At 64.0% G+C, this 20,644-nt stretch carries 23 protein-coding genes; 11 read left to right on the forward strand and 12 right to left on the reverse strand.

Features of this window, described 5'->3' with window-relative positions:
* Positions 1–31: 31 nt before the first annotated feature.
* From H620_RS0106635 to H620_RS0106645, 3 genes are read right to left on the reverse strand one after another with little or no spacing between them, the layout of a single operon-like run.
* Complete coding sequence (locus H620_RS0106635; RefSeq protein ID WP_027907005.1) at positions 32–3,706, reverse strand: translocation/assembly module TamB domain-containing protein; 3,675 nt, start codon at positions 3,704–3,706, stop codon at positions 32–34.
* A complete protein-coding gene (locus H620_RS0106640; RefSeq protein ID WP_027907006.1) occupies positions 3,703–5,445 on the reverse strand; it encodes an autotransporter assembly complex protein TamA in 1,743 nt (580 codons plus the stop codon). The genes H620_RS0106635 and H620_RS0106640 overlap by 4 nt, the downstream gene beginning before the upstream one ends.
* Before the next feature lie 40 nt (positions 5,446–5,485).
* Entirely contained in the window at positions 5,486–6,136 is a 651-nt protein-coding gene (locus tag H620_RS0106645) for a GNAT family N-acetyltransferase (RefSeq protein ID WP_023380093.1), read from the reverse strand.
* 162 nt (positions 6,137–6,298) lie between these two features.
* Here H620_RS0106645 and xthA point away from each other — a divergent pair, with 162 nt between their 5' ends.
* The gene (gene xthA, locus H620_RS0106650) at positions 6,299–7,111 is read left to right on the forward strand and encodes an exodeoxyribonuclease III (protein ID WP_023380092.1); all 813 of its coding nucleotides are present in this window, start codon (positions 6,299–6,301) and stop codon (positions 7,109–7,111) included.
* Between the two features lie 76 nt (positions 7,112–7,187).
* On the opposite strand, the gene H620_RS0106655 is transcribed toward xthA, so the two are convergent.
* Both H620_RS0106655 and H620_RS0106660 read right to left on the reverse strand, forming a co-directional pair.
* Positions 7,188–7,940 carry an anti-sigma factor family protein gene (locus H620_RS0106655; RefSeq protein WP_023380090.1) on the reverse strand — a complete coding sequence of 251 codons (753 nt, stop codon included), beginning with the start codon at positions 7,938–7,940 and terminating at the stop codon, positions 7,188–7,190.
* The gene (locus tag H620_RS0106660) at positions 7,937–8,458 is read right to left on the reverse strand and encodes a sigma-70 family RNA polymerase sigma factor (RefSeq protein ID WP_027907007.1); all 522 of its coding nucleotides are present in this window, start codon (positions 8,456–8,458) and stop codon (positions 7,937–7,939) included. Before H620_RS0106660 ends, H620_RS0106655 begins: the two co-directional genes overlap by 4 nt.
* 124 nt (positions 8,459–8,582) lie before the next feature.
* Between H620_RS0106660 and H620_RS0106665 the strand changes: the two genes are divergently transcribed.
* The 5 genes from H620_RS0106665 (at position 8,583) to H620_RS0106685 (ending at position 12,386) form a co-directional block, all read left to right on the forward strand.
* On the forward strand, positions 8,583–9,635 hold the full coding sequence (locus H620_RS0106665) for a catalase family peroxidase (RefSeq protein ID WP_027907008.1): 1,053 nt from the start codon (positions 8,583–8,585) through the stop codon (positions 9,633–9,635).
* Complete coding sequence (locus tag H620_RS0106670) at positions 9,632–10,165, forward strand: cytochrome b (RefSeq protein WP_023380087.1); 534 nt, start codon at positions 9,632–9,634, stop codon at positions 10,163–10,165. The genes H620_RS0106665 and H620_RS0106670 overlap by 4 nt, the downstream gene beginning before the upstream one ends.
* Positions 10,166–10,250: 85 nt before the next feature.
* Positions 10,251–11,456: an MFS transporter gene (locus H620_RS0106675; protein ID WP_027907009.1), complete on the forward strand. Its 1,206-nt coding sequence runs from the start codon at positions 10,251–10,253 to the stop codon at positions 11,454–11,456.
* A 79-nt stretch (positions 11,457–11,535) separates the two neighbouring features.
* Positions 11,536–12,081: a cupin domain-containing protein gene (locus tag H620_RS0106680; protein WP_023380085.1), complete on the forward strand. Its 546-nt coding sequence runs from the start codon at positions 11,536–11,538 to the stop codon at positions 12,079–12,081.
* A 2-nt stretch (positions 12,082–12,083) separates the two neighbouring features.
* Positions 12,084–12,386: a DUF7693 family protein gene (locus H620_RS0106685; protein WP_244880949.1), complete on the forward strand. Its 303-nt coding sequence runs from the start codon at positions 12,084–12,086 to the stop codon at positions 12,384–12,386.
* Here H620_RS0106685 and H620_RS0106690 read toward each other — a convergent pair.
* A complete protein-coding gene (locus H620_RS0106690) occupies positions 12,383–12,973 on the reverse strand; it encodes a 2-hydroxychromene-2-carboxylate isomerase (protein WP_023380083.1) in 591 nt (196 codons plus the stop codon). The genes H620_RS0106685 and H620_RS0106690 overlap by 4 nt on opposite strands.
* A gap of 26 nt (positions 12,974–12,999) precedes the next feature.
* Complete coding sequence (locus tag H620_RS0106695; protein ID WP_027907011.1) at positions 13,000–13,731, reverse strand: SDR family oxidoreductase; 732 nt, start codon at positions 13,729–13,731, stop codon at positions 13,000–13,002.
* A gap of 90 nt (positions 13,732–13,821) precedes the next feature.
* On the opposite strand from H620_RS0106695, the gene H620_RS0106700 reads away from it, so the two are divergent.
* Together H620_RS0106700 and H620_RS0106705 are read left to right on the forward strand one after the other, a co-directional pair.
* Positions 13,822–14,385 (forward strand): TetR/AcrR family transcriptional regulator, encoded by a 564-nt coding sequence (locus tag H620_RS0106700; RefSeq protein WP_023380080.1) that lies wholly within the window; start codon positions 13,822–13,824, stop codon positions 14,383–14,385.
* The gene (locus tag H620_RS0106705; RefSeq protein ID WP_027907012.1) at positions 14,372–14,965 is read left to right on the forward strand and encodes an eCIS core domain-containing protein; all 594 of its coding nucleotides are present in this window, start codon (positions 14,372–14,374) and stop codon (positions 14,963–14,965) included. Before H620_RS0106700 ends, H620_RS0106705 begins: the two co-directional genes overlap by 14 nt.
* Here H620_RS0106705 and H620_RS0106710 read toward each other — a convergent pair.
* Positions 14,962–15,951: a bile acid:sodium symporter family protein gene (locus H620_RS0106710; protein WP_023380077.1), complete on the reverse strand. Its 990-nt coding sequence runs from the start codon at positions 15,949–15,951 to the stop codon at positions 14,962–14,964. The two genes, H620_RS0106705 and H620_RS0106710, sit on opposite strands and share 4 nt — an antisense overlap.
* A gap of 121 nt (positions 15,952–16,072) precedes the next feature.
* Here H620_RS0106710 and ampC point away from each other — a divergent pair, with 121 nt between their 5' ends.
* From ampC to H620_RS0106725, 3 genes are all read left to right on the forward strand, one after another.
* A complete protein-coding gene (gene ampC, locus H620_RS0106715) occupies positions 16,073–17,221 on the forward strand; it encodes a class C beta-lactamase (protein WP_023380074.1) in 1,149 nt (382 codons plus the stop codon).
* Between the two features lie 313 nt (positions 17,222–17,534).
* Entirely contained in the window at positions 17,535–17,867 is a 333-nt protein-coding gene (locus H620_RS0106720) for a hypothetical protein (protein ID WP_023380072.1), read from the forward strand.
* A gap of 89 nt (positions 17,868–17,956) precedes the next feature.
* Positions 17,957–18,379, forward strand: coding sequence for a group II truncated hemoglobin (locus H620_RS0106725; protein ID WP_023380070.1), 423 nt, complete (start codon positions 17,957–17,959; stop codon positions 18,377–18,379).
* Here the strand turns inward: H620_RS0106725 and H620_RS0106730 are convergent.
* From H620_RS0106730 to H620_RS0106745, 4 genes are all read right to left on the reverse strand, one after another.
* Complete coding sequence (locus H620_RS0106730; RefSeq protein ID WP_023380069.1) at positions 18,370–18,672, reverse strand: hypothetical protein; 303 nt, start codon at positions 18,670–18,672, stop codon at positions 18,370–18,372. The genes H620_RS0106725 and H620_RS0106730 overlap by 10 nt on opposite strands.
* Positions 18,673–18,815: 143 nt before the next feature.
* Positions 18,816–19,004 carry a hypothetical protein gene (locus H620_RS0106735; RefSeq protein ID WP_023380068.1) on the reverse strand — a complete coding sequence of 63 codons (189 nt, stop codon included), beginning with the start codon at positions 19,002–19,004 and terminating at the stop codon, positions 18,816–18,818.
* 142 nt (positions 19,005–19,146) lie between these two features.
* Positions 19,147–19,467, reverse strand: a complete 321-nt coding sequence (locus H620_RS0106740) for a YbjQ family protein (protein ID WP_023380067.1) — start codon at positions 19,465–19,467, stop codon at positions 19,147–19,149.
* Positions 19,468–19,568: 101 nt separating this feature from the next.
* On the reverse strand, positions 19,569–20,456 hold the full coding sequence (locus tag H620_RS0106745) for an EamA family transporter (protein ID WP_023380066.1): 888 nt from the start codon (positions 20,454–20,456) through the stop codon (positions 19,569–19,571).
* Positions 20,457–20,644 lie beyond the last annotated feature (188 nt).

Genomic DNA, 20,644 nt, shown 5'->3' on the forward strand with positions numbered 1-20,644 from the left:
ACAAAGCCCGCGTGCGCGGGCTTTGCTGCACTTAAAAGTCCCGCTTGTAGAAGATGTCCAGCGAGCTTGCCAGCCCGCTGGCCGCTTCGAGATAGACCTTCTTGCTCAGCTTGTAGCGCAACGCGATGGTGTTGGCTGGCTCGAACACCCCTACCCCATAACGCAGGCTCAGTCGCTCGGTCAGGTTACCACTGGCCACGACGCTGGTGGCGTTGCCCGACCCCTCGGTATCGAGTTGGAAATCGTCAATGCCAAGGCTCGATGCCAGGCTGCCGGTGATCCCGGCGCTGCCTGCCAGCCCAAGGCCCAGGGCAGCCTCGGCCAACATGTTACTGTCCTCGCCCGAGGCGCCCAACGGGCGGCCCAGCACCAGATAGGACAACGCTTGTTCCTGGCTCATCGCCGGTTCCGAGAACACCTGGGTGGTCGGTTGCTCGGCGCTGCCACTGAGGCGGATACCGGCAATCACATCGTCGACTTTGCGGATCGCCTCGATGTCCAGGTACGGCTGGTCGATGGGCCCTGCGAACAGCAAGCGCGCACGACGAATGGTCAGGCGCTGGCCATAGGCACGGTAACGGCCATCGGCCAGGCTCAGTTCGCCACGGGTGTCCAGGTTATCGCCGATGTGTACATGCCCCAACAGGTTGGCGGAGAGGCCGAAGCCGCTGAACGAGAGCTTGTCGCGTCCCACTTCTACGTCGATGTCCATGGCCACGGCCATGGGCGCCTTGCCCTCTTCGGTCTGGTGGCCGACGATGACGGTGTCGTCCGACACCTTCACCGTCGACGGTGGCAGCTCGCGCACGGTGATGTTGCCCTTGGGCACCAACACTTTGCCAGTGACCGACAGTTTGTCGTCGACCAGGCGCAGACTGAGGTCTGGCGCGACTTCCAGTTCTGCATACGGCTCGACCGTGACAGGCAATTGCTGACCCTGTAGGCGCACGTCCATGCCCAGGGCCTGGCCCCAGGTCAGGTGCCCGGAAAGTTGCCCGCGACCCGCCGCCCCGCTGCGCCAGTCGCCATTGAGTTGCACCCGTTCACCGGCGATCTGCGCTTGCAACGACAAGCCCTGCAAACTCACCGGCAGCTCGGCTCCGCTCACCTCGCCCCCGCTGAGCACCACGTCGCCATTGACCTGCGGTGCCAACAGGGTGCCGGAGAGCCGGCCACTGCCGTTCAACTGCCCGGCCAGCCGCTCGACCATGGGCACGAACGGTCGGGCGACCGAGAGGTCCAGGCCCGCCAGGCGGAAGTCACCCGACAGCGGTTTGTCCTTGCCCAACGGATCGAGGCGCGTGGTGACGTTGAGCTCGCCCAGCCGCTCGCCACGAAAATCCAGGCGGGTGTCGACCCGTCGCGGCGCCAGGGTGCTGTCCAGCCGCAGGGCCTGGTACGGGAAGTCGATCCAACGGCCGTTGTCGCGTACACGCAGGGTGCCGCCACTGGCGTCGATAACGATCTTGCCCTTGGGGCCGCTGGCGGGAACATCCAGATTGACGTCGGCATTGAGCAGCCCCTGCCAGGCAAAGTCCTTGGGCAACCACTGGGCCAGGCTCTCCAGCGGGAACTGCTTGAGGTGGTAACGCAGGCGCGGCTCAGGTGCCAGGCGCTGGTCGTCACCGCACAGGCTGGCCTGGCCGGAACGCCAGCAATGGGCGCCAAAGTCCAGTTGGCCGCTGGCCAGACGCTGCAAACGTGCCGGCCCTTGCAGTTGCCAATCCTGACCACCGGCCTGGATCCGTCCGCTGGCCAGTCGGCCGCGCCAGTCGCCCTTGTTCAACTGGCCATCCAGACCCAAGTCGAGTTTCAGCTGCGGGCCATCCAAAGCCAGGGTCAGTGCCTGCTGCCGGATGTCGCCCTTGCCATTGGCCTGGAGCGTGCCGAGGGATGTTTCGCCCAGACGAATACCGCTGGCCTTGAGCTCGATCAGGCCGCGCTGGGCGTTATCCAGACGAGCATCCAGGTCCAGGCGCTGGATCCGGTTCTCGGCCTGGACCAGTTGCTGACCCTGCAGGTCCAGCGTGCCTTGGGGCGCCTTGAGTGTTCCGCTGATGTCCAGCCGGCCTTTGGCCTGCCCTTGCAGCCTTGGCCAAAGCTGGCCCAGGCGCGGCAGGTCAAGGTCCACCCGCCCGGCCAGGCGCTGCTGCATACTGCCGCTGCCGGTGATGCGGTTGTCCCCCAGCTGCACGGCCAAGGCGCCCAATGTCCAGCTCTGGGCAGCGCCCTGGGCCTCTACCTTGAGCACCGCCGGCTGACCACGCAGGCGCCCCTTTAGATCCAACTGGGCATCGAGGGTGAGTTGCTCGCCTTTGAACTCACCCTTGCTTCGCAACGGCCCCGCCAGGGTACCGGGTAGCTCGGCGAGCCAGTAAGCGGGATCGAGCGCCGACAGCTGCAGGTCGACATCCCACGCCAGTGTGTCGGCGAAACGCACGGCAACATTGCCGCTCGCCTTGCCCTGGCCTGCCACCAGCGCCAGTTGCGGCAACCGAACCTGGCCCAGGTCGCCTTCGAACGGGCTGGCCAACGTGAAGGCACCTGCCGGGCCGTCGAGTTCACCCTTGAACGTACCTTGGTAACTGCCATCGCGGTAATGCACCTGGGCATCGAGGCGCTTGAGGCTGACTTCAGGCGGGGTTTCCAAGGGGTACAGGCGCAGCCAGGGGAAGTCCAGCCAATCCAATTGGGCATCGGCCTGCAGGGCGTTCTGCCAATCGGCGGTGGCACTTAGCTTCAACCGCTGGGTTTCACTGGCGCTCAGGTCCAAGGCATCGAGTCTTGCCCCCTTGGCATCCACACGCCCCGCCAGCACCAGCGACACGGGGGCTTGTTCGGCAGGCAAACTGGCCGAGCCAGTCAGCTGATAACCCTTTAGCAAGTCACCCTCGGCGTCCAGCTTGAGCTGGTTGAGTTGCACGGTGTCCGGAAGCGCAGCTGCGGGCTTGAACGCTTCGGAACGGACGTGCAGCTTGGCCGGCAGGTGCTCGGCAAGGGCCTGCAGCTCACCGGTCAACCGGGCATTGAGATAACCGGTGCTGCTCGCATCCAGTTCGAGGGTTCGCTGCAAATCCCCCTTGGCGGTCACGGCCAGTTGCCAGGCCTGACCTTCCACGGCTGGCAGCTGTAGCTGGCCATCGAGTTGCAGCGGCCAATCGCCTTCGGGCAAGAGATTACCCTGCAACGCCAGGTGCAGATCGTCCCGATGCACTTGCAGGCGGTCGATGCGAAGCCCAGTGGTCGTCCAGTGCGCCGCCAGTTGCAGGTCGCCCAACAGATCATTGCCGTCGAGTCGCAACTGCCCGACCTCGACCGTACCCACTTCGATCCCGATCGGCAGGCGCAACACCGGCAGCTGCACAGGGCTGGTGTCAGCAGGCGCGTCGCTGGGCGCAAAGGCCATGTCGACCCGCTGGGCCTTGAGCCGGTCGATGCACAAGGTGGCACGCAACAGGCAAGCGGGCGACCAGGACAGCACCGGCTCCTGGAGCTCGACACGGTTACCGCCATCTGCCCAGACAATCTGACGGGCCTGCCAACTGCCACCCAGGCGCCCCTGGAATTCAGTGACTTCGAGCCCAGGCACCTGACCCAGCAGCCAGCGCCCGACAGCTTCGCTAGCCAGTATCGCGCCGAGCGCCAAGGCCACTAACAGCACGATGGCCAGCAGGCTCAGCCCAAGGGTTCTCAACACACGCATCACAGCTCAGGCCCCATGGAAAAGTGCAGGCGGAAACCGCCATCGTCATCGAGCGCCCTGGCCAGGTCCAGACGCAGCGGCCCGACCGGCGATACCCAACGCACACCGATGCCGACCCCGGTCTTGAGGCTGGGCAGTTCAAGCGTATTGAACGCGTTGCCTTGGTCGACGAAGGTCGCAACGCGCCACTTCTCGGCCAACGAATACTGGTACTCGGCGCTGGCGGCCACTAGGTAGCGCCCCCCGATCCGGTCGCCGTCGCTGTTCTTCGGCGACAAGCTCTGGTAGTCGTAGCCGCGCACGCTCTGGTCGCCACCGGCGAAGAAACGGAGTGACGGCGGAATGTTGTTCTTGTAACCATTGGTGGCACTGCCGCCGAACTGCACACGGCCCAGGAAACGGTGGTTGTGGCCAAGCGTCGTCAGGCCTTTCAACAGGACATTGCCATGCAGCAGGTTGGTGTCCGAAACCAGCCCCTCCTTGGCCGCCTGAACATCGAACTGCAGGCGGTAGCCGCTGTGCGGGTCGATGCGGTTGTCGCTGCGCAGATACGAAAAACTCACGCCTGGCATCAGCAGGTTGCTAAGGCCCGAGTCGTCGCCCAGGCGGTACTCCTCGCGCTGGTACTTGAGCGAGATGACCCGCTGCCAACCACTGGGCAGCTTGCTGTGCCATTCCGGGCCGACGGTCAACAGCTTGCTGAGGGTGTCGGTTCCGGCGAGCTCTTCGTTCTGATAGCCACCGGCGAACCGCAGTTTGTCGGTCAGCGGAGGGTCCAGGGGAATGTCGTACCAAAGGCCGACGTTCTGCCGCGGGGCCGATAGTTCGGTTTCCCAGCCGTAGCTGTGCCCTTGTGGGTTGACCCAGTGGCGGGTCCAGTTGGCCTTGCCACGCGGACCAACGTCGGTCGAGAAACCCAGGCCCAGGCCCATGGTGCGCGGTTTGCGGGTTTGCAGATGGACGTCCACCGGGATGTCTTCGCCCACGGCGGCAGTGGGCGCCGCGTCGACCCGCACGCCTTCGAAGTAGCCGCTGGACTGCAAGTCGTTGTTGAGCTCGGCCACCAGTTCCGAATCGTAGGGGGTGCCAGGCTTGAACGAAACCATGCGTTGCAGCAGTTCTTCATCCAGTGGCGTGTCGCCACCGAACGTGACCGCGCCCAGGCGGTAGCGTGGGCCGCTCTGGTACACCAGCTCGATGTCGGCCACCCCGGCCTGGGGGTCCACTGCCAGACGCTGGCGAGTGAACCGACCGCTGAAGAATCCATAGCGCGAGGCCTGGTTCTGGATCAGCCGCTTGGCATCCTCGTAGTGGCCGTGGTTAAGCGGCTCGCCCGGACGCAGCGCACGACCATCCGGTATGCGAAACGCCTTCATCTCACTGGCTGGCCCTTCGATGCGCACCGTCACGTTGCGCAGGCGCACCGGTTCGCCGGGTTCAATGCGGATGATCAATTGCGGGTGTTCGTCGGCCTTGGCTGCGGGCTTGACCTCAGTGTCGATCTGCGCCTGATAGTAGCCCAGTGCCTGCGCAGCCTTGCGCGCCTGCTCCTGCGCCCCGCGACTGAAGCGCAGCAGCGCTTCCTCGTCGCGGTCACCCAGATTACCGATATAGCCTTCGACATTGGCCTTGAGCGCTTTATTGGCCGGCTTGACCTTCACCAGCAACTCGCTCTGGCCCCATGCTGCGAAACTGGCGGCCCAGAAAATAAGGCCCCAGGTGAATCTTCCTGAATACGTCATGCGGCGCATGCTACCAGAGCCGGGCCCTCATGGGAGGCGTTCAGGCCTCCGTCATTCTTGATGACACAGGATTGGGATGAAAGAACACCCTTTCCCGGATTGGTCCTACAGCTACCTCGCCGATCTCTTCGTACCCCTGGCGTTGGTAGAACGCCAGATAATGCTCATTGCCCGTATCCAGCACCACCCCTTGGGTGTTTGGGTCTTCCGCGCACCAGTCGTGCACGGCCTGGAGCAATTGTTCACCGTAGTGCCGGCCCTGAAATTGCGGATGGACCCCCAGCAAAGGCAGCACATGCACCCTGGCGCCCGGCAGGCAACTGGCCAATGCGGCCTGGTATTCCATGTAGCGGCGCGTGCAGCGCAAGCCAGTGCCCAACATCATGCGCAGGCGCCAGGCCCAGCTGTCGGCCACCCCCAACCGTCGTTGCGGCGGCACGATCAGTGCCAAGGCGATCAGGCGGTCATCCAGCAAAAGGCCAATGGCGGGCAATTGCAAATAGAAGTGCTGGCGCACCCACTCACGCACCATCACCCGCAGGCGCCTTTCGTAGCCAGGCCGCTGGCCCTCGAACACATAGCCGAACGTCGGTTCGTGGCGATAGGCGTGGTACAGCAGCGAGCGCACCTCACGGCTATAGCCCTCATCGAGCATACAGACACGGGCCTTGGCTTCAGTGGTTTCGGGCATCGCGGGCGGTCCTCCTGGAAAGGTCATTCAGTGCCTTGGAGGTGCCTGGACGCACATCGTTCACCCCCTCCAGCACGTTAGCAGCGCCACCCCAAGGCTGCCACGCTGGTGGAGACGGCCGATGTCGGCTAGCATCCGGCCTTTTACCAGGATTGTCTTTCGATGAAGATCGTCTGTTTCAACATCAACGGCCTGCGTGCCCGCCCGCATCAGCTGGCGGCGCTGATCGAAAAGCACCAGCCGGACGTGATCGGCCTGCAGGAAACCAAGGTCAGCGACGATCAGTTCCCTCTGGCCGAGGTCCAGGCACTGGGCTACCACGTGCACTTCCATGGCCAGAAAGGCCACTACGGCGTCGCCCTGCTATCGCGCCAGGCGCCTCTTAGCCTGTTCAAAGGCTTTGCCACCGACGAAGAAGATGCCCAGCGCCGTTTCATCTGGGGCTCCTTCGCCGATGCCAACGGCACCCCGATCACTATCATGAACGGCTACTTCCCCCAAGGCGAAAGCCGCGACCACCCCACCAAGTTCCCGGCCAAACAGCGCTTCTACAGCGACTTGCAGGCCCTGCTCGAAGGGCAGTTCCACAATCACGAGCCGGTGCTGGTGATGGGCGACATGAACATCTCGCCCCAGGACTGCGATATCGGGATCGGCCCGGACAACGCCAAGCGCTGGCTGAAGACCGGCAAATGCAGCTTCCTGCCTGAAGAGCGGGAATGGATGGAGCGCCTGAAGGGCTGGGGCCTGGTGGACAGCTTCCGTCACTTGTATCCGGAAGTGAACGACCGCTTCAGCTGGTTCGACTACCGCAGCCGCGGCTTCGAGGACGAGCCCAAGCGCGGACTGCGCATCGACCTGATCATGGCCTCGCAAGCCCTGGTGCCGCGCCTGAAGGCCGCAGGGGTGGATTACGAGCTGCGTGGCATGGAAAAGCCCTCGGACCATGCGCCGATCTGGCTGGAATTGAGCTGAAACGAATCGCCGGCAAGCCAGCCTCTACGAAGTCGTCGTACGCTCCGTAGAGCCGGCTTGTCCGCGATCGGACCGACTACAGGCCCAAGCGCAGCGCCTCGCCAACACCGGCGCCGCGCACATCGTCCGCCGCACTGACCAGTGCGAAGTTGTACGCCCCATGGGACCAGTAGCGTGCCTCCAACCGCCCATCCGTGCGCTGCCCCTGCGGCATGCGCGCGAAGCGTTCGCCCGGCGAGCGCAGAAACAGACTGATGCGTTGCCCTTCACGGTCCTGGAATACCAGCAAAGCCGCCGGCCCCTGCTCGTTGCTGAGCAGTCGTGCCCCCACCGGCTTGAAGCCGTATCCCGCGAGGTCTGGCAACTGCCCTACCCGACTGAAATGCCGCTCCAGCCAGTCGCGCAACTGTGCCGGGTCGCTGGCCTGGATATCCAGCGCTTCGCTGGCAGCGAACAGGCGATGGGCCTGCACGGCATCGGCCATGGGCAGGCCAGCGTCCGCCAACGTGGCGTCCCGTGCCTGCCAGCCAACCAATCCACCCACTCCCACGGCCAGCAGCAACACCGCAGCCGACGCCCAGCGGCGCTGCCTGCGATGACGCAAGCGTTGCTGCAGCCTGCCCACATCCAACTGTGACGAGCCTGGCTGCTCGCCGAAACCTGCCAATGCCGCCCGCAAACGCCGGGCATCGCTTCGCCAGGCCTCGACCCTTTGCGCTTCCAACGGGTTGGCCGCCAACCAGGCTTGCACTTCGGCTCGCCGTGAGGGCTCCAGACGGTCATCGACGTAGGCATGCAGCTCATGTTCACTGGGAATAAGGCGCGTCATTTCAGTCTCCGCAAGGCCGGGGGCTGCGGGTTGCCCTCGGTCAGTTCACGCAACGCGGCACGGGCGCGCGACAGGCGCGACATCACGGTACCGATGGGAATCCCTAGGGCGTGGGCGGCCTCCTTGTAGCTCAGGCCCTCGACGCTGACCAGCAACAACAGGGCGCGCTGCTCGTCCGACAATCGCGCGAAGGCCTGCAAGTCCGCCTGGGCCAGGACGATGCGTTCGATATCGCCGCCAACCGGCTCTTCCTGCGCCTCGGCGCGCCCAAACCAGGACAGCCAACGCGCATGCAGGCGGTCACGGCGCTTGCCATCGAGAAACTGCCGATAAAGGATGGTGAACAGCCAGGCGCGCAGGCTGTCGGCGTCACGCTGCTGACTGCTGCGGCTGAGGGCACGCTCGACGGTCGCCTGGACCAGGTCGTCGGCGCTGCCAGACTCGCGCGTCAGCCAGATGGCAAAGCGGCGCAGACGCTGCAGCAGCTCGCGCCATTGGTGTTCGTCCAAATCATGCATGGAAGTCATCCGGCCCCTGGGATGGTCAGTGTAGAGGGCAGACGCCCGGCCACAAAATTTATTCCCTCGCAGGGAATAACCGCCTTCCTGCCCCGTCGTACCGGCACCTCAACTGCACCGGACGATGACCATGAACTCACCCTTGCACGGCCCCGCCAAGCACCTGCGGCTGGCCGCCATAGGCGCCATCATGCTGGCCATGGGCGCGGGTTTCGCCTATGCCGCTGGCTGGATCGGCGGCCCAACAGTGACCCCGCAGCGCATCATAGATACCTTCGAGGCCCAGGCTGGCCATTACCCCGGCTACCGCAAGAACCATGCGAAAGGCCTGTGTGTCAGCGGTTACTTCCAGGCCAGCGGCCAGGCGGCGACGCTGTCGACGGCGCGGGTGTTCAGCCAGGCGCGGGTACCGGTCATCGGCCGGTTCGCCATTGGGGGGGCCAATCCGTTCGCACCGGACACCGCGGTGCCCGTGCGCAGTCTGGCGCTGCAACTGAGTACCGATGACGGCCAGCTCTGGCGTACCGGTATGAACAACCCTCCCGTGCTGGCGGTGAGCACGCCGCAGGCGTTCTATGAACAGGTGCTGGCCAGCGCGCCTGACCCTGCCACCGGCAAGCCTGACCCGGCAAGGCTACAAGCATTCTTCGCCGCCCATCCGGAAAGCGCGGCGTTCCGCCAATGGGCCGCCAGCTATACCCCGAGCGACAGCTTCGCCAGCACCCAATACCACAGCATCAATGCCTTTCGCCTGATCGACGGCGATGGCAAGGCTCACCCGGTGCGCTGGCAATTGGAGCCACAGACCCACTTCGCCGCGCTCCCAGGCAAGGTCGATGACAAACAATTCCTGCAACATGACCTGCAACAACGCCTGGCCCAGGGCCCGTTGCGCTGGACCTTGCGCCTGGTGCTGGCCGAGGCCGGCGACGCCGTGGACGACCCGGCCCAGCCCTGGCCTGCGCAACGGCGCCGAGTGGACGCTGGCACCTTGGTGATCGAACGAGTGGACGCCCCTGAACAAGGTGCCTGCCGCGACCTGAACTTCGACCCGCTGATTCTCCCCCGTGGCATCGAACCTTCCGCCGACCCGATCCTCGCCGCCCGCTCGGCGGCCTATTCGGAGTCTTTCAATCGCCGCAGCCGCGAATCGCTCAGCACCGGAGCCCGCCCATGAAACCTGAAGCTTTCCACCCCCTGGCCCGCTCGCTGCACTGGCTGATGGCAGTGTTGATCCTGGCCATGCTGTTCATCGGCGTGAGCATGGTCGCCGACCTGTCAACCCGCCACCCGATGCTGGTCGAGCTGCACAAGGCCACCGGCCTGGCGCTGCTGGTACTGGTGCTGCTGCGTATCGGCGTGCGCCTGACCCGACCTCATCCGCCCCTGCCCGACGACTTGCCGACTGTGCAACGGTTCGCTGCCGGCGCCTCGCACCTGCTGCTCTATGCCCTGATGCTGGCCATGCCGCTGCTGGGCTGGGCAATGCTGTCGGCGGGCGGTTACCCTCGACCGCTGCAGCTACCGGCCATCGCCCCACACGACCTGCAACTGTACGCCGTACTGCGCCAAGCCCATGGCTGGGCCGGGTACCTGTTGTTCGCCACTGTCCTGCTGCACCTGGGTGCAGCGTTGATGCACGCACTGGTGCGCCGGGACGGCGTGTTGCGTAGCATGTGGCCAGGCCCCCTGCGCCGCGGCGAATGACAGCGTGCGGTCCAGGCCGGTTCGACAACCGATGAGTGCTCTTAATAAGATCGCCCTTTAACGCTGAAACTGCCTGGACTGCCCGATGACTGCTGCAAAGGATCCTGCCACCCTGGGTGTCACACGCACCCTCGACCTGCGCCCCCTGCTGCTGGCCAACATGGCCTGCACCATGTCGATGATGGCCTTCGTGGCCTTGATCGGGCCAATTGCCCGGCTGCTGGGGATGGCGACCTGGCAGGCCGGGGCAGCCGTGACCGTGGCCGGCGTGGTCTGGGTGCTGCTGGCACGCCCCTGGGGGCGCGCGGCCGACCGCCTCGGACGCCGACGCATCCTGCTGCTAGGCAGTGCGGGCTTTACCCTGGCCTACTGGTCATTGTGCCTGTTCGTCGAAGGCGCCTTGCGCTGGCTGCCAGACGCCACCTTGGCGTTCGTCGGTCTGATGCTGGCTCGCGGGCTGATCGGCGCGTTCTACGCGGCCCTGCCGGTGGCCGGCAATGCGCTGATCGCCGACCATGTCGAACCGCAACGTCGGGCCCGAGCCATGGCCTCCCTGGGCGCAGCCAATGCTGTGGGGCTGGTACTGGGCCCGGCGATTGCCGCGCTGTTGGCACGCCACAGTCTGAGCCTGCCGTTTCACATCATGTCCTTGCTACCGGCCACCGCGTTCATCGTGTTGCTGTTCAAGCTAAAGCCGCAACCGTTGGCCCACAGCCATGCGCCGAGCCCGGTGCGCCTGACCGACCCGCGCCTGCGCCGCCCCCTGCTGGTGGCCTTCAGCGCCATGCTCAGCGTCACCGTTTCGCAGATCATCGTCGGTTTCTTCGCCCTCGACCGTTTGCACCTGCCGCCGACCGAGGCAGCCCAGGCAGCCGGCATCGCCTTGACTACGGTCGGGGTGGCACTGATCCTGTCGCAGATCGCCCTGCGCCAGCTGGAATGGCCACCGCTGAAGATGATACGGGTTGGCGCCAGCGTCTCGGCGCTGGGCTTTGCCGGCGGCGCTCTGGCCACGAGCGCGCCCTGGCTCTGGGGTTGCTACTTCGTCGCCGCCGCGGGCATGGGCTTTGTGTTCCCGTCCTTTTCCGCGCTGGCCGCCAATGCCATGCACGCGTCGGAACAAGGCGCCACGGCCGGCTCCGTCGGCGCGGCGCAGGGGATGGGCGCGGTGATAGGGCCACTGGCTGGCACCTTGGTCTACGCGCTGGATCCACGCCTGCCATTCCTTGCGGTTGCCCTGTTGTTGCTGCTGGTCGGGCTGTGGCCAATGCCCCGCGACCAACGCACCTGACAAGCACTGCGCGCAAGGCTTCAGAGTGTGCTTTAATGCGTCGCCCATTATTTTTTACACCTCTGATTACAAGGCGGCTATGGACACGGGGACACGACTCAAACTGGTGCGTGAACGCAACAACCTCTCCCAACGGGAGCTGGCCCGTCGCAGCGGCCTGACCAACTCGACGATTTCGCAGATCGAGCAAAACCGCGTCAGCCCTTCGGTCAGTTCCCTGAAAAAACTGCTCGAGGGGATCCCGATGACCTTGGCGGAGTTCTTCAGCTTCGACGAGCCGGTGCGGGAAGAGCGCTTCGTGTTCCGCGCCAACGAGCAGCCTGACCTGGGCCGCAACGGCCTGCGCATGCTGCTGGTCGGTGCGAGCGTCGAAGCCCGCCAGATGCGTATGCTGCGCGAGCTGTATGCACCAGGCGCCGACTCCGGCGAGCCGATCGTGCATGCCGAGGGCGAAGAATGCGGGCTGGTCACCCGGGGCACGGTCGAATTGTGGGTCGATGGCCAGGTCAGCGTGCTCAACTCCGGCGATGGCTACTACATCCCCACTACCCTGCCGCACAGTTTCAAGAACATCGGTCCGGACGAGGCCGAAATCATCAGCGCCAACACGCCGGCCAACTTCTGACCGTGCCTGAACCCGGCCAGCGCTTGCACTCCCGGGCCGTTTACCAGTGCCTGCGCGAGACGGCCCTCGGCGTTCACTCGCTGCAGGTTCGCGCCCGTGATGGGCATGGGCTGGTCGAAGTGGACATCGACGGCTGGCAGCTGACCCTGGCCGTGGATGCCGAAGGCCTGGCCCATTGCGTGCGCTGCCAGTCCCCCGAGGGCCTGCAGGCCGATCTGGAAGACTGGCAACGCTACGGCAGCAACCCCACCGACCTGCTCAGTCTCTGGGAGCGTACCCAGCTCGAGAAACTGCTGGCTCGCTAACGCAACGCACCTTCGACGAAGTCCAGGCGATCCTGCCCGAAGAACATCTGCCCATCGACAAAGAACGTCGGTGCACCGAACACCCCACGCGCCACTGCTTCTTCGGTCACCTGCTTGAGCGTCGCCTTGACCTGTGGCTCGGCGGCCAAGGCCTGGAACGCGGCAGGGTCGAAGCCTGCCTGGCGCAAGGTAACGTCCAGCACTGCAGCATCCCCCAGGTTCAACTGCTTCGCCCACAGGCCGGTGAACAGCACGTCGAGCAACGTTTCGAAGCGCTCGGGTGCCAGCAATTGCGTGCCGGTCAAGCCGCGCATCAGGCTCAGGGTGTTGATCGGAAAGCCCGGGGGCATGGCGAACGGCACGCCATAGCGCGCAGCGAAGCGCCCCAGGTCGGTGAACATGTAGCGCCCCTTGGCCGGGATCATGGCGGGTGAAGCATTACCGGTCGCCTGGAACACACCGCCCAGCAACAAGGGTCGGTAGCGAAGCTCGGCGCCGTGGCGGTCGCAGATACCCGCCACTTGGGTCCAGGCCAGATAGCTGGCCGGGCTGCCCAGATCGAAGAAAAACTCGACAGTCTTGCCCATTGAAAGCTCCTTGTTCGACATAGGGGTCACCAGCGCTCCATCCATGGCCGCAGATCCAGCTCGAAGGTCCAGGCGTCCCGTGGCTGGACATGCAGGAACCAGTAGCTGTCGGCGATATGTGCCGGGTCGAGGATACCGTTCTGGTCCTTGAGGGCGTAGCGCTCGGGGAAGCTGTCGCGAATGAAGGCGGTGTCGATGGCCCCATCGACCACCACATGGGCGACGTGAATGTTTCGCGGGCCCAGTTCACGGGCCATGCTCTGGGCCAACGCGCGCAAGGCATGCTTGGCCCCGGCGAAGGCGGCGAACCCGGCAGCGCCTCGGGTGCCAGCCGTGGCACCGGTGAAGAGGATCGTGCCGCGCTCGCGCACCACCATCCGCCGGGCAACCGCCTGTGCGGTCAGGAAGCCGGCGAAGCAGGCCATTTCCCAGATCTTGAAATACTTGCGGGGCGTTTCCTCGAGAATGCTGCACGGCACATTGGCGCCGATATTGAAGACAAACGCCTCGATCGGGCCAATGTCGCGCTCGATGGTCTCGATCAGCTGCGTCACCTCTTCTTCCTTGCGGGCATCGGAGCCAAAACCATGGGCCTGGCCGCCCGTAGCGCGGATCTCGTCCACCAGGGGTTGCAGCTTCTCGGCCTGGCGTCGTGTGACGCAGGCGGTGTACCCCTCGCGGGCGAAACGCTTGGCAATTTCCCCTCCGGTGGCATCGCCGGCACCGATCACCAGCACTACTTTTTGTTGCTCTGTCACGACCCGCCTCCATTAGTGAACGATCACTTAGTAAACGAACGCTATGTTATGATCGCCCCCATCGTCAAGTCAGGGCGCGAGGGGTTTCGGATGCGCTATTCCACCGAACACAAGCAACAAACGCGAGAAAGACTGCTGGCCAGCAGCGGCGCGCTGGCCAAGCGTGGCGGCTTCTCCAGCACCGGCGTGGCCGGGCTGATGAAGGCCATTGGCCTGACCGGCGGCGCCTTCTACAACCACTTTCCATCCAAGGACGATTTGTTCACCGAAGTGGTCCGCCAGGAGTTGTGCAACAGCCCACTGGCCCGCCTGGCCAATCGAGGCACCAGCAAGGCACGCCTGGCACGCTGTCTTGAGCAATACCTGAGCCTGGCTCACCTGCACAATCCCGAGGGTGGTTGCCCGTTGCCCCCACTAGGTGTTGAAATCGCTCGGGCCGAGCCACAGGTGCGCGAGGAAGCCGAGCATTGGCTGGTAGCCCTGCATGATGCGTGGAGCGAAACGCTGCAAGACCCGCAACTGGCCTGGGTGCTGATCAGCCAGTGCGTGGGCGCCCTGGTGGTCGGGCGCATGATGGTCAGCGAACACGTGCAAACCCAGGTGCTGGATGCCAACCGTACCTTCGTCGACAAGGCCTTGAATGAAGCTCTCTAGTCTTTTGCTTGGCCTTGTGCTGTCTGCCCCCGCATTCGCCGAACAAGCGTGCCCTCCTGGGCAATACCAGGTGTGCCTGATGGGATGCTTCTGCGCGCCGATCGACCCCGGCCAGGCCGGGCAGATTCTCAAGGACGTCGAGGTCGTCGCCTCCAGCAGCCTGGTGTTCGCCCTGCAGCAGGCCCGCGACGAAGCCACGGCCAGCGGCACACAGCCCATTCCGCTGCATATCCGGGTACAACTGGAACCCTGGTACGATTTCGCCGTGCTCGACGCCGCACGTTACCGGGTCGGCGACGAGCAACAGGTGAGCGCCGCCAATGCCCTGCTGCAGAACCCTGACGTGAATGCGGTCACGCTCATCGACACCATCATATTCCGCCACGCGACCGATGCCGAGGACAACGTGGCGCTGTGGGCGCATGAACTCAAGCACGTTCAGCAGTATCAGCAATTGGGCGTGGAAGAGTTCGCGCGGCGCTACACCCGAAATTACGAGGAGCTGGAAGCGCCGGCTTACAAGATCGAGGCTCAGGTGAATAAGACCCTGCGCCAGCGAGGCTCGGGTCAGGCGCGCTAGCCGTTGGTGACAACCTCACCCGCTTCATCGCGACTGGCGTAGCGCTGCGCCAGTACCGCGCAGACCATCAGTTGGATTTGGTGGAATAACATCAACGGTAAAATCATCGCCCCGATACCGCTGCCTACGAACAGCACCTGCGCCATGGGCACACCGGTGGCCAGGCTCTTCTTCGAACCTGCGAACAGAATGGTGATGCGATCCTCGAGGTTGAACCCCAGCACCTTGCCCAGCATATGGGTGCCCAGGAGCACCACGGCCAGCAGGATGGCGCACACCGCGAACAACCCTGCCAGGTGCTGCGAGGAAACGGTGTGCCACAAACCCGTGACCACGGCCTCGCTGAATGCGGTGTAGACCACCAGTAGAATCGAACCTTGGTCGACCAGCTTGAGCCAGCGTGCATTGCGCTTGACCCAGTTGCCGATCCAGCGGCGGGCAACCTGGCCGGCCAGGAACGGCACCAGCAACTGAAGAGTGATCTTCAGCACCGCGTCCAGGCCCGAACCGGTATCGCCACTGGCACCCAGCAACATCATCACCAGCAACGGCGTGAGAAAAATACCCAGCAGACTGGAAGCCGCCGCGCTGCAGATGGCTGCTGGCACGTTACCGCGGGCCAGCGAGGTGAAGGCGATGGCCGACTGCACCGTGGCCGGCAACGCGCACAAATACAGCACGCCCAGGTACAACTCGTTGCCCACCAGCGGCACGAACAACGGCTTGAAGGCCATCCCCAGCAAAGGAAACAGCACGAAGGTGCAGGAGAATACCAACAGGTGCAGACGCCAGTGGCCGGCACCGGCAATGATGGCCTCACGCGACAATTTGGCGCCATGCAGGAAGAACAGCAAGCCGATGGCCAGGTTGGTCAACCAGCCAAAGTACAACGCCCCATCACCCGAGCAGGGCAGCACGGTGGCAATGAACACCACACTGAGCAGCGCCAGGGTGAAATTGTCGAATAACATGCGCAAATACTTCATCACAGATTCCGTCTTGTCATTGTGCTGGGGCAGACGATAAGGTCTGGGCCTTTTTCCCGCTAACGCCGGAACCCCCGCCGGTATCGCTGAACGGACACTCCGTCGCACAGGACCCGCCCCCATGTCACGCTTTCTTCTTGCCACGCTGGCTACCGCTACTTCCCTCGCCTGGGTCCATGCCTCGGCCCACGCCGATGACACCCTGCAAGCACGGGTGACCCAGACCATCCGCCCGCTGATGCAGGCGTACGGGATCGCCGGCATGGCAGTGGGGGTCTACCACAAGGGCCAGGCGCATTACTTCAGCTTTGGCGTGGCCGACAAGGCAGCGGGCACACCGGTCAGCGCCGATACCCTGTTCGAGGTCGGTTCGCTGAGCAAGACCTACACGGCCACCCTCGCGGCCCTGGCCAGTGCCGAAGGCAAGCTGGACCTCGATGCGCCTGCCCGCCGCTACCAGCCCGCACTGGCCGGCACGTATCTGGGTGATGTCAGCGTGCTGGAGCTTGGTGCCTACAGCGCCGACTGCCTGCCCTTGCAGTTCCCCGACGATGTGCAGACGCCACGGCAGGTGCTGACGTTCTTCCGCCAGTGGAAACCGCACAGTGAGCGCGGCACTCAGCGCTGCTACTCGAACCCCAGCATTGGGCTGTTTGGCGATCTTGCAGCACGCGCCCAGCATCGGCCTTTCGACCCGTTGATGACCCAGGGGCTATTGCCGCGAATGGGTCTGGAGCACACCTATCTGAACGTCCCTCCCGAAGCGCGTAGCCTCTACGCCCAGGGTTATGACGCCCAGGACCAACCCGTTCGGGTCAACCCCGGCCCATATGCCGACCCGGCGTACGGCATCAAGACCAGCGCCACCGACCTGCTGCGTTACGTACGCCTGCACATGCAACCCTCCGCCTTGCCTCAACCCCTGCAGGAGGCCACCGCGATCACCCAGGCAGGTTACTTCCAGGTCGGCACAATGACTCAGGGCCTGGGCTGGGAGCGCTACCCCTACCCTGTCGACCTGCAGACCCTCGTCGATGGCAACAGCCCCAGGCTGATCCGCGAACCTCAGAGCACCCAACGCCTGAAGCCTGCCAGTCCCGCCTTGCGCAACGCCTGGTACAACAAGACCGGCTCCACCAATGGCTTTGGTGCCTACGCCGTATTCATTCCCTCCGAAGGCCAGGCCGTGGTGCTGCTAGCCAACCGCAACTACCCCAACGAGGCGCGGGTTCGGGCTGCATGGCAGATTCTGTCCGGCCTGTCGCATTGACCGGCGACACCCTTGAAAAGGCCCCGACAGGTGGATTGTCCGACAAGATGTAGTGAGAAAAAATATTCACTACAAAACGGTTGACGCCGTTCATCCGCCTTGGGCATGATGAGGCCGTCTCCCTGATCGGGAGCGGTGGCAAGGGTATTCCAGACGGCCTGCGCGGTAACGCAGGCCGTTCGTGGAGAGGGAACTGTCCAAAAGGCAGCGTGAGAAAGCCCCTGTTGCGATGCTGCTGTAGCAGCCGTGGTAGTGCGCTACACCGTGGTGGCGCCAACTGTGAAAATCACAATCAATAGGTAATGGGGGCTTTATGATGAACTTGAACAACAATCCCACGATCGACCAACTGTCCAAGCTGTTCGCCGCACGCAAGGACAGCCTCGACGATCACCTGCTGTGGGTCAGCCAGACCGGTGAGGTACGCCTCGACCGTCTGCCGCCAAACACCGTCGAAGATGAATTCGAAGCGCACCTGCCCAGCATGCGCGCACGCTTCAAGGTCTACCGCCGTGGCCAGGGCTACGTCGGCAAGAAGGCCGCCGCCGACACCGAGTTCGTAGGCCGCGTCCTGCAGACCCTGCAGGAGGAATGGCCCGCCGCCCGCGAGCGGCAGGCGATCAAGGTGATCGATTCGATCAACTGATTGAGCACGCCTCCTCATCAGCCCGGCCCGCAACGGCCGGGCTTTTTCATGCCTGTTAAACTGTCGGCCCCTGGACCTTGGAGCCCTTGATGAACACTCCCGCATTCGGCACCGGCGATGCCTCTTACCAGGCCGCAGGCGGTATCGATGGCCTGCGCCGCCTGGTCGATGACTTCTACCGCCTGATGGATGAAACACCGGCAGCCGCCAGCGTACGCCAGATGCACCCGGACGACCTGAGCGGCTCACGGGACAAACTGGCCTGTTTTCTCAGTGGTTGGTTGGGTGGCCCACGCCTGTACAGTGAACGCTACGGCTCGATCGCCATCCCATCGTTCCATGCGCAGTGGCCGATCGACGCACAGCACGCCAGCGTCTGGCTGACTTGCATGCGCGATGCCATTGCCCTGCAACGGTGGGACCCGGCGTTCTCCGACTACCTGCTACGTCAGTTGCACGTCCCTGCGCAACGCATCGTCCAGGCGTCTGAAGCCCGGCACGCTCAAGCTTGACGGCGTAGCACGGTGGTTGGCAGTGGCAGTGCACCTGTGGCCAGTGCTCGCGCGCGGTCCACACCCCACACCAGTGCGCGGGTCATGGTCTCGCCAGGCCGCGCTGGGTAATACTCCTCAAGCAGCGCCTTGCCGTCCTGGGCATACAAGCCAAGGAACAGCTGCGTCGCACCCAGGCGCGACAGACGTACCTGAACATCGAGCGTGGTGCCATCGCTCAGCGCCTCGTCATGACAGCGGCTGTGCAGCTGGGCGTCAGCCCACTGCCAATAAGTCTCTTCCCTGATGCGCATGGAAAAACAATCCTCCTTTTCTGACATGCCGCGCAAGAAGACCACAAGCGCCGCGATCCGGCGAGCGCTACCCCTGGATACCATGAGCTGGATCAAGCAACCAAAACAAAAACCCCGCCGTTCGGCGGGGTCTTGGGTCAGCGTTACTTCTTCGCAGGTAGCCGGGGCGTGAAACGGCCCTTCTTGTAGCGCTGCAAATGCGCAGGCTTGAGCTGCTCTGACTCGTCCAGGGTCATGTTGGCAAAGCCCAGGCGAAACGACGACTGGCCGCACCATACCTGGCTGTTGATTGGGAATGCGTCGTTCGTGTCTTCGAAAAAGGACTCGCTCATGCCCCGTCTCCCTCAAGTGACGACCGCGTCGGCAGGTAGATGACATGCCCAGGAAAAACGCGGTCTGTTGAAGAAAGAGACTAGCCAGTCATTTGCAGACTGCCCGGGCAAAACATCCAAACCCGACCAGTGGCAAAAAGCCTTACCTCAACCGCACCGCCGTACCAGTGGCGAACACCACGACCATTCCGCCCTGCACCGAGGGCATGCTGATCTCGAAATCGACCCCCACCACTGCATCGGCTTGCAACTGCCGTGCCCGAGCCTTCAGTTCTTCGGTGGCCTGTTCGCGGGCCTCGCGCAATGCGCTTTCCAGGGTCTGCGAACGCCCCCCGAAGAAGTCCCGAAAGCGTGCGAAGAAATCGCGCACAAAGTTGATGCCCTGCACCGATTCAGAGCTGACTACCCCGAGGTACTCGGCAATCGGGCGGCCTTCGAGCTGGCTGGTGGTGGAAATGATCATGGGCGTGCTCCGTGGGCCTGGCAAAAGAGGCCCAGTCTAACAAAGCCCTCGCCCGCATTGCGGCGCTTGCCCGTTGCAACTGAACGCGGGTGTGTTTTCAGTTATTGCGCGCTGGCCGCCCTCAAGCGCTGCCCCAGCTTCGGCCCGAAGACATTGACCAGCAGCCCGGCCATCACCAGCAACGCGCCCCATCCCTGCACGGCGGTCAACCGTTCACCCAGCAACCACGCCGAGGAACTCAAGCCAATCACCGGAACCAGCAACGAGAACGGTGCCACCTTGCCCGCCGGGTAGCGCGACAGCAGCTTGCTCCAGAGGCTGTAGCCGAGCATGGTGGCGACAAAAGCCAGGTAAGCCAGGGCCAGAATCGAGCTCCAGCTGATGTTGGCCAATGCATGACCGATGCGCTCTGGCCCCTCCAGCCACCACGAAAGCGCCAGGAACGGCAATGGCGGAATCAACCCGCCCCAGATCACCAGCGCCACCAAGTCCACCGAGCCGAAGCGCCGGGTAATGATGTTACCCAGGCCCCACATGGCACCGCCGCACAATGTCAGCAGCAGCGCCACCATCGGCACGTGCCCGCTGTCCTCGCTGCCGATCAGCGCCAGGCCGCTCGCCGCCACCAGTAACCCGAGTACGCTGGCCAGGCGCAACCGCTCCCCCAGAAACAGCGCAGCGAAACCAAGGGTGAAGAACGCCTGGGATTGCAGCACCAGCGAAGCCAGCCCCGGTGGCATCCCGCTGTACATGGCCTGGAAGAGAAAAGCGAACTGGCCCAGGGAGATGGTCGCACCGTAGGCAATCAGCCAGCGCCAGGGCAGCTTCGGGCGCTTGACCAGCAATATGGCCGGAAACGCCACCAACACGAAGCGCAACGCCCCCAGCAACATCGGTGGCAGCCCGTCGAGGCCAACCTTGATGACCACGAAGTTGACTCCCCACGCGATGATCACCACCAGGGCGATCAGCAGGTCCTTGAGCGGCATTGCGGCTTCCTTCTTCAGGCGTTCTAGACATATTTCGTTACAGCATAAAGGCATTTCTTCGGCAGGGACCAGCACAGTTGGCGGCCAGCCTTGCGCAACAGTGCCGCTGTTGTGCTACCTGCCGCTGTCGAGGTTCAGGCCAGGGCGCCCTGTTTCGCATGCATCGGTTGCATTTGCCCTCGGCGCCC

The organism is Pseudomonas taiwanensis DSM 21245, from assembly GCF_000425785.1.
Lineage (GTDB): Bacteria > Pseudomonadota > Gammaproteobacteria > Pseudomonadales > Pseudomonadaceae > Aquipseudomonas > Aquipseudomonas taiwanensis.

Excerpts from the sequence above, each read along its gene's own strand:
- H620_RS0106640 (WP_027907006.1), bottom strand. The coding sequence starts at position 5,445 with ATGACGTATTCAGGAAGATTCACCTGGGGCCTTATTTTCTGGGCCGCC.
- H620_RS0106645 (WP_023380093.1), bottom strand. The coding sequence starts at position 6,136 with ATGCCCGAAACCACTGAAGCCAAGGCCCGTGTCTGTATGCTCGATGAG.
- xthA (WP_023380092.1), top strand. The coding sequence starts at position 6,299 with ATGAAGATCGTCTGTTTCAACATCAACGGCCTGCGTGCCCGCCCGCAT.
- H620_RS0106655 (WP_023380090.1), bottom strand. The coding sequence starts at position 7,940 with ATGACGCGCCTTATTCCCAGTGAACATGAGCTGCATGCCTACGTCGAT.
- H620_RS0106660 (WP_027907007.1), bottom strand. The coding sequence starts at position 8,458 with ATGCATGATTTGGACGAACACCAATGGCGCGAGCTGCTGCAGCGTCTG.
- H620_RS0106665 (WP_027907008.1), top strand. The coding sequence starts at position 8,583 with ATGACCATGAACTCACCCTTGCACGGCCCCGCCAAGCACCTGCGGCTG.
- H620_RS0106670 (WP_023380087.1), top strand. The coding sequence starts at position 9,632 with ATGAAACCTGAAGCTTTCCACCCCCTGGCCCGCTCGCTGCACTGGCTG.
- H620_RS0106675 (WP_027907009.1), top strand. The coding sequence starts at position 10,251 with ATGACTGCTGCAAAGGATCCTGCCACCCTGGGTGTCACACGCACCCTC.
- H620_RS0106680 (WP_023380085.1), top strand. The coding sequence starts at position 11,536 with ATGGACACGGGGACACGACTCAAACTGGTGCGTGAACGCAACAACCTC.
- H620_RS0106690 (WP_023380083.1), bottom strand. The coding sequence starts at position 12,973 with ATGGGCAAGACTGTCGAGTTTTTCTTCGATCTGGGCAGCCCGGCCAGC.
- H620_RS0106700 (WP_023380080.1), top strand. The coding sequence starts at position 13,822 with ATGCGCTATTCCACCGAACACAAGCAACAAACGCGAGAAAGACTGCTG.
- H620_RS0106705 (WP_027907012.1), top strand. The coding sequence starts at position 14,372 with ATGAAGCTCTCTAGTCTTTTGCTTGGCCTTGTGCTGTCTGCCCCCGCA.
- H620_RS0106710 (WP_023380077.1), bottom strand. The coding sequence starts at position 15,951 with ATGAAGTATTTGCGCATGTTATTCGACAATTTCACCCTGGCGCTGCTC.
- ampC (WP_023380074.1), top strand. The coding sequence starts at position 16,073 with ATGTCACGCTTTCTTCTTGCCACGCTGGCTACCGCTACTTCCCTCGCC.
- H620_RS0106720 (WP_023380072.1), top strand. The coding sequence starts at position 17,535 with ATGATGAACTTGAACAACAATCCCACGATCGACCAACTGTCCAAGCTG.
- H620_RS0106725 (WP_023380070.1), top strand. The coding sequence starts at position 17,957 with ATGAACACTCCCGCATTCGGCACCGGCGATGCCTCTTACCAGGCCGCA.
- H620_RS0106730 (WP_023380069.1), bottom strand. The coding sequence starts at position 18,672 with ATGCGCATCAGGGAAGAGACTTATTGGCAGTGGGCTGACGCCCAGCTG.
- H620_RS0106735 (WP_023380068.1), bottom strand. The coding sequence starts at position 19,004 with ATGAGCGAGTCCTTTTTCGAAGACACGAACGACGCATTCCCAATCAAC.
- H620_RS0106740 (WP_023380067.1), bottom strand. The coding sequence starts at position 19,467 with ATGATCATTTCCACCACCAGCCAGCTCGAAGGCCGCCCGATTGCCGAG.
- H620_RS0106745 (WP_023380066.1), bottom strand. The coding sequence starts at position 20,456 with ATGCCGCTCAAGGACCTGCTGATCGCCCTGGTGGTGATCATCGCGTGG.